This is a genomic window from Pseudomonas sp. B21_DOA, from assembly GCA_030544685.1.
GTDB classification, from domain to species: domain Bacteria; phylum Pseudomonadota; class Gammaproteobacteria; order Pseudomonadales; family Pseudomonadaceae; genus Aquipseudomonas; species Aquipseudomonas fluorescens_AO.
Genome location: CP086683.1, coordinates 5,275,353 through 5,288,760, shown reverse-complemented (window position 1 = coordinate 5,288,760; position 13,408 = coordinate 5,275,353). Strand labels below are relative to the sequence as shown.

At 60.6% G+C, this 13,408-nt stretch carries 8 protein-coding genes and 4 pseudogenes; 6 read left to right on the top strand and 6 right to left on the bottom strand.

The annotated features are described in order from the left end of the window. Positions 1-111 precede the first annotated feature (111 nt). The 3 genes and pseudogenes from LJU32_24485 to LJU32_24475 form a co-directional block, all read right to left on the bottom strand. A complete protein-coding gene (locus tag LJU32_24485) occupies positions 112-750 on the bottom strand; it encodes a LysE family translocator (protein WKV88522.1) in 639 nt (212 codons plus the stop codon). Position 751: 1 nt separating this feature from the next. Next, positions 752-1,522 carry a 2OG-Fe(II) oxygenase gene (locus LJU32_24480; GenBank protein WKV88521.1) on the bottom strand — a complete coding sequence of 257 codons (771 nt, stop codon included), beginning with the start codon at positions 1,520-1,522 and terminating at the stop codon, positions 752-754. A 90-nt stretch (positions 1,523-1,612) separates the two neighbouring features. After that, positions 1,613-2,238: pseudogene (locus LJU32_24475) on the bottom strand (alanyl-tRNA editing protein). A gap of 89 nt (positions 2,239-2,327) precedes the next feature. On the opposite strand from LJU32_24475, the gene LJU32_24470 reads away from it, so the two are divergent. Further along, entirely contained in the window at positions 2,328-3,326 is a 999-nt protein-coding gene (locus LJU32_24470) for a LysR family transcriptional regulator (protein WKV88520.1), read from the top strand. 624 nt (positions 3,327-3,950) lie between these two features. Here the strand turns inward: LJU32_24470 and LJU32_24465 are convergent. Further along, on the bottom strand, positions 3,951-4,358 hold the full coding sequence (locus LJU32_24465) for a dehydrogenase (GenBank protein ID WKV88519.1): 408 nt from the start codon (positions 4,356-4,358) through the stop codon (positions 3,951-3,953). A 73-nt stretch (positions 4,359-4,431) separates the two neighbouring features. Continuing rightward, positions 4,432-6,878: pseudogene (locus LJU32_24460) on the bottom strand (acyl-CoA dehydrogenase). A gap of 247 nt (positions 6,879-7,125) precedes the next feature. Here LJU32_24460 and LJU32_24455 point away from each other — a divergent pair. The 4 genes and pseudogenes from LJU32_24455 (at position 7,126) to LJU32_24440 (ending at position 10,293) form a co-directional block, all read left to right on the top strand. Next, positions 7,126-7,784, top strand: a pseudogene (locus LJU32_24455) (transglutaminase family protein). Positions 7,785-7,827: 43 nt separating this feature from the next. Further along, positions 7,828-8,451, top strand: a complete 624-nt coding sequence (locus tag LJU32_24450) for a glutathione S-transferase (protein WKV88518.1) — start codon at positions 7,828-7,830, stop codon at positions 8,449-8,451. A 133-nt stretch (positions 8,452-8,584) separates the two neighbouring features. After that, on the top strand, positions 8,585-9,517 hold the full coding sequence (locus LJU32_24445; protein ID WKV88517.1) for an ABC transporter ATP-binding protein: 933 nt from the start codon (positions 8,585-8,587) through the stop codon (positions 9,515-9,517). Next, positions 9,514-10,293, top strand: coding sequence for an ABC transporter permease (locus LJU32_24440; GenBank protein WKV88516.1), 780 nt, complete (start codon positions 9,514-9,516; stop codon positions 10,291-10,293). Before LJU32_24445 ends, LJU32_24440 begins: the two co-directional genes overlap by 4 nt. Before the next feature lie 137 nt (positions 10,294-10,430). Here LJU32_24440 and LJU32_24435 read toward each other — a convergent pair whose 3' ends face one another. Beyond that, positions 10,431-10,949 (bottom strand): DUF2062 domain-containing protein, encoded by a 519-nt coding sequence (locus tag LJU32_24435; GenBank protein ID WKV88515.1) that lies wholly within the window; start codon positions 10,947-10,949, stop codon positions 10,431-10,433. A 136-nt stretch (positions 10,950-11,085) separates the two neighbouring features. On the opposite strand from LJU32_24435, the pseudogene LJU32_24430 reads away from it, so the two are divergent. Continuing rightward, positions 11,086-13,319: pseudogene (locus LJU32_24430) on the top strand (DNA internalization-related competence protein ComEC/Rec2). Positions 13,320-13,408 lie beyond the last annotated feature (89 nt).

Sequence of the window (13,408 nt, the reverse complement as noted above, 5' to 3'; positions counted from 1 at the left end):
CACTGCGAGCGCTGGGAGAGGGAGTCTCAAACTTGATCTGTCGCACAGAAATGCAAAAGAGACGCACAAATGAAACTGTCCCGGCAGCTGCGCCGGGACTTTTTATGGGGCCTACATCGACAGCATCAGGCGTCCGGCAAACAGAATCAGGATGACGCCCATGCTGCGCTCGAACCAGTGTCCGAGGCGCATGAACAGCAGGCGCACTTTGTTGCTGGAGAAAAACAGCGCGACGATGACGAACCACAACGCGTTGACGAAGCACATCCACAGTCCATAGAGCGCCTGAATCTGCAGCGGCGTGCTGGCGCTGATGATCGTGGTGAAAATTGCCAGGAAAAACAGCGTGGCCTTGGGATTGGTCGCATTGGTGAGAAAACCGGTGCTGAATGCCTTGAACAGTGACTGTTCAACCAGTGGCTCATCGGCGGTTTTCTCGCCTTCGACGCTGCTCTTCGGTTTGCTGCGAATCAGGCTGACGCCCAGATAGAGGATGTACGCCCCGCCCACCACTTTGGCCACGGTCAGCAGCCACGGTGTGGTGTGCATCAAAGCGCCGACGCCGAGCAGGGTATACAGCACGTGCACGGAAATTCCCGCGCCGATGCCCAGCGCAGTGCAGATACCGACGAGCCGACCGAAGCGCACGCTTTGGCGGATGGTCACAGCGAAGTCCGGACCGGGTGCAACCACGGCGAGAAAATGGATGGTGGCCAATGCGAGAAACTCGCCCAGGTAATTGGAAAGCATGTCAGCTCCAGAAAGTCAGAGGGGAAGCATTGCCGCGATAGCCGACAAAGAACGACAGGCTCAAACGCGGATCCGTGACGCCCGGAGTTACCGAGTGCATGCGCCGTGAATTGAACATGATGAAATCGCCGGGCTGCGGTCGCACTTCCAGCGCGGGTGGCCCCAGCAGCGACGGCTCGATGCCATAACTGTCGCCGCGCATTTCGTCGAATTGATCGGGGGTGATGTGGTCATTCCACATCTGCAAGGCGCCACCCTCGGCGGGCATGTTCAGGTAGACGTTGCAGGCAAATTGCGCCTCGAGACTGCGCGCCTGAAAACTGTCCGGGGCGTCTTTGGCGAAGATGTCGTGATGAGCAAGAAAGCACACGCCGGGTTTGACCACTCGCGACAAGCCGACATACATCTTGCGCCCGTAGAGGTTTTCCAGATGTGCGCCGGCGGGCCAGGATTCGTCGAGCATGCAGCGCAGGGTGTCGATCGGCGAGGAGTAGGGCGCGCAGCGCTGGCGCAGTTCGGCGATGTTGCGGGTGGCGCGTTCGAAGTAATCCTCGATCAGCAGCGGCTGGTTTTCCGCCTCGTAGAAGGCCATGCCGATGCGGCCGATGCTCGGTGCGTTGATGTAGCCCTCAAAGCCCGGGGCGAGGATCTTGTCGCCAATTTCGATCGCCAGCGGCTCGGGGAGAAAGCGTTTGACGCGGATGGCGAGGACTTCTTCGTTGGCCAGTTTTTTTATGCACGTCTCATCGAGACGCTCGACGTCTAGCATCATTTGTTTTAGGTCCATCTATCGATAGTCAACGGAACCGGCGAGTGCGGTTCCCCGGCGTCGGACGTTGCGCGACGGCAACGTCCGAAATGCTCAATCCACGCTGTAGTGGACGGACAGCGTGCCTTTCTTCTGCGAAAGCGACGCGATCGTGACTGTGCCCAGATCCTTCAGGCTGCGTACGTGGGTGCCACCGCAGCCATAGGCTGGCAGTTCACCAAAACTGATTTCCCGCGCGCCCTCGCGCAGCGAGGTCAGGCGCGGCAGATCGTGTTCGATCCACTGCTCGATACCGGTTTGCACGGTTGGCGCATCGACTTCTTCTGCGCCATCGCCCGGTTTGAATTGCACCCGGCCTTCGTCCGGCCAGTGGTGCGCCTTGATCGGCATCCAGCCCATGGCCTGAATGAAATGACCGATCAGGTGCCCGGCCGAGTGCATGCGTGTGTTGAAGCGGCGGCGCTCTTCATCGATGCGGATAGCAGTCATGCCCAGCGGCAGCGGGCGGTCGACGAAATGCACAATGCGCTCCGCTTCCTGCACCACGCGCGACACCCGGCTTTCACCGATCCAGCCGGTGTCGCAAGGCTGACCGCCGCCCTGGGGTGAAACAGGGTAGCGCGCAGCACTACGGCGAATTCGTTCTCGTGGGGTGTGCAGTCGAGGACTTCGACATTCGCCTTGAGGTCGTCAATGTGAAAAAACAGGCGAAGCGTCATATTCCATGCCCTGATCGAAGTTCTGTTTTTATTATATGAATCGTGCAATAACGTGATAATCCGTTCGAACATCAAAGGACTTGTGCGTCGTGAGCATCAATCTTCCGCTGCCGCTGCTGGGTGAAATGGCGATTTTCGTCAAGGTTGTCGAGACCGGCAGCTTCTCTGAAGCGGCGCGGCAGATGGGTTCCTCACCCTCGGCGGTCAGTCGCAGTATTTCCCGATTGGAAAAGGCGTTGGCCACGCGCTTGCTGCAACGCACCACGCGCAAACTGCGCTTGAGCGATGGCGGTGAGGAGGTGTTCAAGCGTTGCCAGGAAATGGTCAGCGCGGCCAGATCGGTGATGGAAATCAGCGGCCAGTTCACCCACGAAGCCGAAGGTCTGGTACGGGTCAGCGTGCCGAAAGCGGTGGGGCGCTTTGTGATTCATCCGCACATGCCGGAGTTTCTGCGCCGCTATCCCAAGGTCGACGTCGAGTTGTTGCTGGAAGATCGGCAGGTCGACTTGATCGATGATCATGTCGATCTGGCGATTCGCATCACTGATCGTCCACCGGCCGGTCTGGTCGGGCGGCAGTTGCTGACCATCGATCATTTGCTTTGCGCCACGCCGCAATACCTGGCCGAACATGGCACGCCGACGCATCCTCACGATTTGCTCAATCACAGTTGTATTTATCTGGGCGAAACGCCGAGCGATGCGCGCTGGAAATTCAAGAAGGGCAGTAAGGCGGTCACGGTCGGTGTGCGTGGGCGTTATGCCGCCAATCACACGGGCGTGCGGTTGGGGGCGGTGTTGCAGCACATCGGGATTGGCAGTCTGCCGTATTTCACGGCGCGTTATGCGTTGGAGCAGAAGCTGATTGTGCAGGTGCTGCCGGACTGGACGTTTCTGGCTTCCTATCATGGTGGGTTGTGGTTGCTGCATTCGCCGACGCGGTATCTGCCGCCGAAGTTGCGGGTGTTTATTGATTATCTGGTGGAGTGTTTGCAGAAGGAGCCGACGTTGGGCAAGCCCGGGAAGTCGGCCGATGAGAGCAATGCGGCTGTGGCGTATGAGCTGCCGGAGAGTGAGGGGTTGCTTTGAGGTTTCTTTGGGGGCTTGACGGCCTTGGGGCCGACCAGACTCTTGGGGTTTTGGGTGTATATCCGTTTCTGCGGTAACGGCTGCTTAGGGTTTCGCCCTTACGGCGACTTACTTTTTTACAAGCGCCTAAAAAGTAAGCAAAAAACGCTAGCTCCTACGTTCGGCCCGCTCGCTGGGGCTCGGGGTACCTTCGCTTCGGGACTGATCCGGGCGCAGCGGCTACGGTTTGCTTCGCTGCACCTCCTTCCGCTGTGTCTGGCTGCGCCAGACGGTCGCTGCGCTCCCACGCCCGGATCAATCCCTCCGCTCAGCCTTCCGACGTCGCCTGTGGATCAAGAGCGGTACTCGAGCTTGCGCTCATTGTGTTGAGTGGTGAGGAGCGGGTGGTATCTGGCTGGTTTTGTGGTGGATTTTCCCTCACCCCAGCCCTCTCCCCAGGGAGAGGGAGCCGATTTTTTGGCTTTTCGAAATCTTCGACTCGGTAATTCAGGTCGACGTACCTCATCCAAACAGCGCGGTCAGTCCGCTCTCCCTCCGGGAGAGGGCTAGGGTGAGGGGCTTTTGATCTTGAAAAAAGGCCCGCACTGAATTACCAGTGCGGGCCTTTTGATTACCTGTCGAATATCAGTGCTTGCTGTCCTGTGCGGACATGGCCAGCAGTTGTTTTTCCTGGTTCCAGTCGAACGGTTCGTCGTTCTGTTCGGCTTCGTAGCGGCGTTCTTCGAGGGCCTGGTAGAGGTCGATTTCTTCGTCGGAGAGGTAGTGCAGGCAGTCGCCGGCGAAGAACCACAGCAGGTCGCGCGGGATCAGGTGGGCAATTTGCGGGTAGCGGCTGATGACTTGGGTAAGGATGTCCTGGCCCAGGTATTGGCTTTCGATAGGGTCGATTGGTAGGGAGGCCAGCAGTTCGTCGAAGCGCTCGAGGAACAGGGCATGGCTTTCTTCGGGCACTTGTTCGGCGTCACCTACGGCGACCAGGATACTGCGCAGGTGGTCGAGCAACACGAGATGATCGGCAACGACGTTGGACACGAGATAAGTCCTCAAGAGCAAAACGGGCGCGGGAGTATAAAGCCCTCGCGCCGTTTTTTCACATAAACCGGGATCAGCGGACTTTGCCCGCTGCCTGGGTCAGTTCCTCTTTGTCGAAATCATCGACGTCGATGACCTTGCGGCGGGCCGCTTCGGCGTCGCGCAGGTTTTGCGCTTCGACGGCTTGCAGTACGCCGGCTTCCAGCGCGGCATCGATGGCGTGTTCGCCGGCGGCCGGTTTGACTTGGCCGCTCTTCAGTGCGGTATGCAGTTTTTGTGCAGTGGTTGCGCGGCGTTGAGCAGGTCGCTGGCGTGTTGCAGCGCACCCACGGCATCGTCCGCCGATTGCGGGCGGTAGCAGCCGGCGAGCAATTCTTCCAGTGCCGGATCGCCTTTGGCGCGACCGATGACCGCAGCGACTTCGGCGCCGAGTTTGTCCGATGGGCCTTTGTGACGGCGCCCGAACGGGAAGACGATGACCCGCAGCAGGCAGCCGAAGACCTTGTTCGGGAAGTTGCTCAGCAGTTCATCCAGCGCACGCTCCGACTGGCCGAGGCTTTCTTCCATGGCCCAGCGGAACAGCGGCTCCATGTACGCCGGCGAATCCAGGTCGTGATACCGCTTGAGCGCGGCAGAGGCCAGATACAGGTTGCTCAGCACATCGCCGAGGCGTGCCGACAGGCGTTCGCGGCGCTTCAGTTCGCCGCCCAGGAGCATCATGCTGAAGTCGGCGAGCATGGCGAATGCGGCGGCCTGACGGTTCAGCGCGCGGAAGTAGCCCTGACTGATCCTGTCGCCCGGCGCATGTTCGAAGTGACCCAGGCCGAGGTTCAGCACCAGTGTGCTGGCGGCATTGCTGACGGCGAAGCCGATGTGCTTGAGCAGCAGACCGTCGAATTCCTTGAGCGCCTGATCCTTGTCCTCGCGACCGGCCAGGGCCATTTCCTTGAGCACGAATGGATGGCAGCGGATCGCGCCCTGACCGAAGATCATCAGGTTGCGCGACAGGATGTTCGCGCCTTCGACGGTGATGAAGATCGGCGCTCCGTTCCAGCTGCGGCCGAGGTAGTTGTTCGGCCCCATGATGATGGCTTTGCCGCCGTGCACATCCATGGCGTGGCTGATGCATTCGCGGCCGCGTTCGGTGAGGTGATATTTGAGGATCGCAGAGAGCACCGATGGTTTTTCGCCGAGATCCACCGCATTGGCGGTGAGCATCCGTGCGGCGTCCATCATCCACGCGTTGCCGCCGATACGCGCCATGGCTTCCTGAATGCCTTCGAAAGCCGAGAGCGGTACGTTGAATTGTTCACGAATTTGCGCGTACTGGCCTGTGACCAGACTGGTGAACTTGGCGGCGCCGGTGCCGACGGCTGGCAGAGAGATCGAACGCCCGACCGACAGGCAGTTCATCAGCATCATCCAGCCCTTGCCGAGCATTTCCTGACCACCGATGAGGTAGTCCAGCGGAATGAACACGTCCTTGCCGGAGTTCGGCCCGTTCATGAACGCGGCGCCCAGTGGCAGGTGACGACGACCGATTTCCACACCTGCGGTATCGGTGGGGATCAGCGCCAGACTGATGCCGAGGTCTTCCTCTTCTCCGAGCAGGTGGTCCGGGTCGTAAGCCTTGAATGCCAGGCCAAGCAGAGTCGCGACCGGGCCGAGGGTGATGTAGCGTTTCTCCCAGTTCAGGCGCAGGCCGATCACTTCTTCACCCTCCCACTGGCCTTTGCAGATGATCCCGGTGTCGGGCATCGCGCCGGCGTCGGAACCGGCCAGCGGGCCGGTGAGGGCGAAGCATGGAATATCGTCGCCACGGGCCAGGCGCGGCAGGTAGTGATTGCGTTGTTCGTCGGTGCCGTAATGCAGCAATAGTTCGGCAGGGCCGAGGGAGTTGGGCACCATCACGGTCGAGGCGAGGTCGCCGCTACGTGTCGCCAGTTTCATTGCTACTTGGGAGTGAGCGTACGCGGAGAAGCCTTTGCCGCCGTATTCCTTTGGAATGATCAGGGCGAAAAAGCCGTGTTCCTTAATGTGCGTCCAGGCCTCGGGCGGCAGGTCCATTGACTGGCCGATCTGCCAGTCGCTGACCATTGCGCAGAGTTCTTCGGTCGGGCCGTCGATGAAGTCCTGTTCCTCTTCGCTCAGTTGCACTTTTGGATAGGACAGCAATTTGTCCCAGTCCGGACGGCCGCTGAACAGCTCGCCGTCCCACCACACGGTGCCGGCGTCGATCGCATCGCGCTCGGTCTGCGACATTGGTGGCAGGGTTTTCTGGAACCAGTTGAACAGCGGCGCGGTGAAGTGCTTGCGGCGCAGGTCAGGCAGCAACAACGGCGCGGCGACCACCGCCAGCAATACCCAAAAGACAAACAGCAGCCAGCCCGGCGCGTGACTGAAAATCCCCATGGCAACCAGATAGGCCGCAACGATGCCCAACGCGGGCAGCGGGGCGATGCGTCGATGGGCGAGATACGCCACGCCGACGATCAAAACCAGTATCCACAACAACAGCATATTCAGTCCTCCGTGAACCAAGGCAAAACGACCCTCCAGAGCTTAGACGGCATCTGCAAATAAGGGTGGTCAGAGCATGGTGATTGAAATCGTGGGAAACCCCAGATGGTTTTCGTAGGTTCGGTGGGCAACACGTGTGGGAAATCGTTCGCTGCTGCGCAGCTTTGCTTTCAGGTTTGGCCGAAACGTCGTTATCTCTGTGCTCAAGCTGTCGCTAGACTCGTGGCTTACCCAGGAGATTGCCGTCATGCACGAGTATCTGAGCCCCGGCCGCTTCATCGATAGTGACCACCCGGCGGTGGTGGAGTTCGCCGAGCGGCATCGCAGTGCCAGTAATGATCCGCGCGAGCAGGCGATCAGTCTTTATTACGCTGTGCGCGAGGCGGTGCGCTACAACCCGTACACCTTCAGCCGTGATCCGCAAACCCTGTGCGGCAGTTACGCACTGGCAGCGGGGAGAGCTATTGCGTGCCGAAAGCCACCCTGCTCGCCGGTTGCGCGCGGCATTGCGGGATCCCGGCGCGCATCGGTCTGGCCGACGTACGCAATCATCTGTCGACGCCGCGTCTGCTCGAGTTGCTGAAAAGCGATGTGTTTGCCATGCATGGCTACACCGAGCTGTTTCTCGACGGCCGCTGGGTCAAGGCGACGCCAGCGTTCAACCAGCAACTGTGCGAGTTGTTCAACGTCGCAGCGCTGGAGTTCGATGGCATCAATGACAGCGTTTTCCATCCGTTCAACCGTGACGGCGCGCAGCTGATGGAGTATCTGCTCGATCACGGCCAGTTCACCGATGTGCCGGAAGCCTTCTTCTTCGAGCACCTGCAAAAGTGCTATCCGCATCTGTTCGGTGAGCAGTTGCCGGTGCTGCTGGGCGATATGCAGAGCGATTTGAGTCGCACCTGATCCGGCGTATGCTGGCCGTCCACTCACTTGCAAAGAGGCGGTCATGCTGAAGATCTGGGGACGGAAAAATTCATCGAATGTCAGAAAACCCTTGTGGGCTGCCGAAGAGCTGGGCCTGGCGTACGAGGCCATCGATGCCGGCGGCGCGTTCGGTGTGGTCGATACGCCCGAGTACCGCGCGATGAACCCCAATGGCCGGGTGCCGGTGATCGAGGATGACGGTTTCGTGCTGTGGGAATCCAACGCGATCGTTCGCTATCTGCTGGCCAAACACGCCCCGGACAGCGCTTGGTACCCGGCGGATGCGCAAGCCCGCGCCATGGCGGACAAGTGGATGGACTGGACCACTTCCAGTTTCGCCGGGCCGTTTCGCACGGTGTTCTGGGGTGTGCTGCGCACGCCTGCCGAGAAGCAGGACTGGAAGGCGATCAACGCCGCGATCAAGGAATGCGATGAATTGCTGAACATGGCCGATCATGCCTTGATCAGCCAGCCTTATCTCTCCGGCAATGATATCGGCATGGGCGACATCCCGCTGGGCAGCTTCATTTATGCCTGGTTCGAAATGCCCATCGAGCGCGCTCCGCAACCGCATCTGCAAGCCTGGTATGAACGTTTGAAGCAGCGTGCGGCCTATCAGAAGGCGGTCATGACCGCGTTGACTTGATAATTACTATCGACACACTTGACTGTACTTGTGCGGCGGCGGCAAGCACCATTGCGAACGTGCGCCGCGGTTGTTTCCCTCGCCGCCCGCCCTTATCTATCCCTTTCCTTCCTTCTTGGTGCGTAAATCCGATATGAGTTCCGCTCTGTCCATCCGGCAGCTAACCAAAACCTACGGCAACGGGTTCCAGGCCTTGAGTGGTATCGATCTGGACGTCGCCGAAGGTGACTTTTTCGCCTTGCTCGGCCCTAACGGTGCCGGCAAATCCACCACCATTGGCATCCTCTCGACCCTGGTCAACAAGACCAGCGGTACCGTGAATATTTTCGGCCATGACCTGGACAAGAACCCGGCGGCGCTCAAGCGCTCGATCGGCGTGGTGCCGCAGGAATTCAACTTCAACCAGTTCGAAAAGACCTTCGACATCGTCGTGACCCAGGCCGGTTACTACGGCATTCCGGCGAAAGTCGCCAAGGAACGCGCCGAGCAGTACCTGACCCAGCTCGGACTGTGGGACAAGCGCGATGTGCCTTCGCGTTCGCTGTCCGGGGGCATGAAACGGCGTTTGATGATTGCCCGTGCGCTGGTGCACGAACCGCGTCTGCTGATCCTCGATGAGCCGACTGCGGGCGTCGATATCGAGCTGCGCCGTTCGATGTGGACCTTTCTCACCGAGCTGAACCAGAAAGGCATCACCATAATCCTGACCACGCATTACCTGGAAGAGGCCGAGCAGCTGTGCCGCAATATCGGCATCATCGACCACGGCACCATCGTCGAAAACACCAGCATGAAACAGTTGCTGGGCCAGTTGCACGTGGAAACCTTTTTGCTCGACCTGAAACACGACTTGCACGCGCCGCCGCAATTGCTCGGCTACCCGGCCCGCTTGCTCGACGGCCATACCCTGGAAGTCCAGGTCGATAAATCCATGGGCATCACGGCGTTGTTCACCCAGTTGGCGCAGCAGAACATCGAAGTGCTGAGCCTGCGTAACAAAACCAATCGCCTCGAGGAGTTGTTCGTGTCCCTGGTGGAGAAAAATCTGTCGAAGGTGGCGGTATGAGTTCCGAGTTCGGTCCTAACCTCGTCGCCCTGCAAACCATCGTCTACCGCGAGGTCAAACGCTTCATGCGGATCTGGCCGCAGACGTTACTGCCGCCGGCGATCACCATGGTTCTGTACTTCGTGATCTTCGGCAACCTGATCGGCCGGCAGATCGGCGACATGGGTGGCTTCACTTACATGGAGTACATCGTGCCGGGGCTGATCATGATGTCGGTGATCACCAACTCCTACGGCAACGTGGTCTCGAGCTTTTTCGGCAGCAAGTTCCAGCGCTCGATCGAAGAGTTGATGGTCTCGCCGGTGTCACCGCACACGATCCTGATCGGCTTCACCATTGGTGGCGTATTGCGCGGTCTGGCGGTGGGTCTGATCGTGACGATCCTGTCGCTGTTCTTCACAGATTTGCAGGTGCATCACCTCGGCGTGACCATCCTGGTGGTAGTGCTGACCGCGACAATCTTCTCGCTGCTGGGCTTCATCAACGCGGTGTTTGCGCGCAACTTCGATGATATTTCGATTATTCCGACCTTTGTGCTGACTCCGCTGACTTACCTGGGCGGCGTGTTCTACTCGATCACTTTGCTGCCACCGTTCTGGCAGACCGTGTCGCTGGCCAACCCGGTGCTGCACATGGTCAACGCCTTCCGCTACGGCATCCTTGGTGTCTCGGATATCCGTATCGGCATCGCCATCACCTTCATGCTGGTGGCGACCGTGGTGCTGTATCTCGGCTGTGCGCGGTTGCTGGTGAGCGGGCGCGGGATGCGTACCTGATCCCGACCGCGTCGCTTTCCGCGAGCAGGCTCGCTCCCACACTGGAATGATGTTCTCTGTGGGAGCGAGCCTGCTCGCGAAGGGGCCAGCCCAGACACAACAAAAAACGGCCTCCCATCGCGGAGGCCGTTTTGCATTCATTTCTGCCGGCTTTTCTTGCGCCGCCGCCATTGCCGCGCCACCCACCAGCGCCAGTACAGCATCACCAGAAAGTACGCGAGAACGCCCAGCACCAGACCGACAACCACCGAGCCCAATAAAAACGGCTGCCACAATGTCGACAGCTCACCGCTGATCCATTCCCAGGTCAGCTCGTCCGGCAGATGCCGCGCCGGCACATCCATCAGGAACGCCCCGGCCTGGTAGGTGCAGAAAAACACCGCCGGCATGGTGATCGGATTGGTCAGCCAGACCAGACTCACCGCGATCGGCATATTGCCGCGCACCATCACCGCCAATGCCGCCGCCACCAGCATCTGTGCCGGGATCGGCAGGAATGCCGCAAACAGGCCGACCGCCATCGCCCGGGCGACCGAGTGGCGGTTGAGATGCCAGAGGTTCGGGTCATGCAGCAACGTGCCGAGAAAGCGTAAGGATTTGTGTTCCCTGATGCTCGTCGGGTCGGGCATGTAACGTTTGAATAAGCGCCGGGGCATAAGGCTTCTCGGTCGGTTAAGGCGGCAAGTATGTCTGGATTCTACGAACCGCCCATTCAGACTTTGTGACAATTGTTGACGACGGTGGTGCCGCAGACCCGCTATGCCTAAGGAGGGAACTCTCAAGGACGGGCATATGCGCACAGGGATGATGGCGCTGGCAGTCGGTCTGCTGGCCCCGGTTTTTTGCCGGCCTTGCCGCCGGTCGGCTTGCTGGTAGTGCTGCCACTGGTGGCGCTGATGCTGCTGCCGTTTCGCAGCTATCCATTGGCATGTTTGCTGTTTGGCTTTACCTGGGCCTGCGTTAGCGCGCAGTGGGCGCTGAATGACCGCTTGCCACCGAGTCTGGACGGCGAAACCCGTTGGCTCGAAGGGCGTGTGGTCGGCTTGCCGCAGCACGGCGACGGTGTGGTGCGTTTCGAGCTGGCCGATGCGCACTCACGGCACGAGAAACTTCCATCGCTGCTGCGCCTGGCCTGGTATGCCGGGCCGCCGGTCAACAGTGGTGAGCGTTGGCGCCTGGCCGTGAACTTGAAGCGCCCGGGTGGCTTGCTCAATCCGGACGCCTTCGATTACGACGCGTGGCTGCTGGCACAGCGCATCGGTGCAACCGGGACGATCAAGGATGGCCAGCGTCTGGCTGAGGCCCGGCATGCCTGGCGCGACGGTGTTCGGCAGCGCCTGCTGGCCGTGGATGCGCAAGGGCGAGAGGGTGCGCTGGCAGCGCTGGTGCTCGGCGACGGTTCAGGCCTCAGTCGCGAGGATTGGCAGGTGCTGCAAGATACCGGCACCGTGCATTTGCTGGTGATCTCCGGCCAGCACATCGGTTTGCTGGCGGCGGTGATGTATATGCTGGTCGCCGGGCTGGCGCGTTTCGGAATCTGGCCGTTGCGCTGGCCATGGTTGCCGTGGGGCTGTGGTCTGGCATTCGCGGCGGCGCTCGGTTACGGCTTGCTCGCCGGTTTCGATGTGCCGGTGCAGCGCGCCTGCGTGATGGTGGCGCTGGTGCTGCTGTGGCGCCTGCGTTTTCGTCATCTCGGCGCATGGTGGCCGTTGCTGCTGGCATTCAATGGCGTGCTGCTGCTTGATCCGCTGGCCAGCTTGCGTCCCGGCTTCTGGCTGTCCTTCGCGGCGGTGGCAGTGTTGATCTTCACTTTCGGCGGGCGGCTGGGCGCTTGGCGGTGGTGGCAGACCTGGACCCGCGCGCAGTGGCTGATCGCGATCGGCTTGTGTCCGGTGTTGCTGGCGCTGAGCTTGCCGATCAGCGTCAGCGGGCCTGTAGCCAATCTGCTGGCGGTACCGTGGGTCAGCCTCGTGGTGTTGCCGCCGGCGTTGCTCGGCACGCTATTGCTGCCCGTGCCTTATGTTGGCGAAGGGCTGCTGTGGCTGGCCGGCGGTTTGATCGACTGGCTGTTTATCGGGCTGGCGCTGATTGCCGGGCAATGGCCGGCGTGGATACCCGCCGCCATTCCATGGTGGGCGTTGGTCCTGGGCAGCCTTGGCGCGTTGTTATTGCTGTTGCCCCGTGGCGTGCCGTTGCGCCCGTTTGGCTGGCCGCTGCTGTTGCTTCTGGTGTTGCCGCCCCGAGAGCGGATGGAGGAAGGCCGAGCCGATGTCTGGCAACTCGATGTTGGCCAGGGCCTGGCCATCCTTGTTCGCACCCGCCATCACGCATTGCTCTATGACGCCGGCCCGCGTTTCGGCGAGTTCGATCTCGGTGAACGAGTGGTGTTGCCTGCGTTACGCAAACTCAATGTGCAAGCGCTCGACCTGATGCTGCTCAGCCATGCCGACGCCGATCACGCTGGCGGCGCCAGGGCGGTTATGCGTGGATTGAATGTGCACCGTGTCGTCAGTGGCGATGCGCCAAACCTGCCGCCGGAGCTGAACGCCGAAGCCTGCGCCAGTGGCGAACAATGGCAGTGGGATGGCGTGCAGTTTCAGCTCTGGCAGTGGTCGGCGGCCGATGACAGCAACCAGCGCTCCTGTGTCTTGCAGATCGAGGCCAACGGCGAACGCCTGCTGCTCACTGGCGATATCGACACTCATGCCGAGCGCGTCCTGCTCGACAGCCCACTGGCCGTGCCGACGCAGTGGCTGCAATCGCCACATCACGGCAGCCGCAGTTCATCGTCGATGGCCCTGCTCAAAACCTTGCAGCCCGAAGCGGTGCTGATCTCCCGCGGCCACGGCAACTCCTTCGGTCATCCGCATCCAACCGTGCTTGCGCGCTACCGCAAGCAAGGCCTGCGCATCTACGACAGCGCCGAGCACGGTGCCATTCATCTGCTACTGGGCAGCTTCAAGCCGCCGTGGACGATGCGTCAACAGCGGCGGTTCTGGCGCGATCCGCCGGTGGCTGGCCGTTGATCGGTGCCAGCATGGGTGCCACCTCACGGTCGTCGGGGCGGCGGGTCTTAATCGCGAATCGGTATGGTAAAGTGGCGCACTTTTTCGAG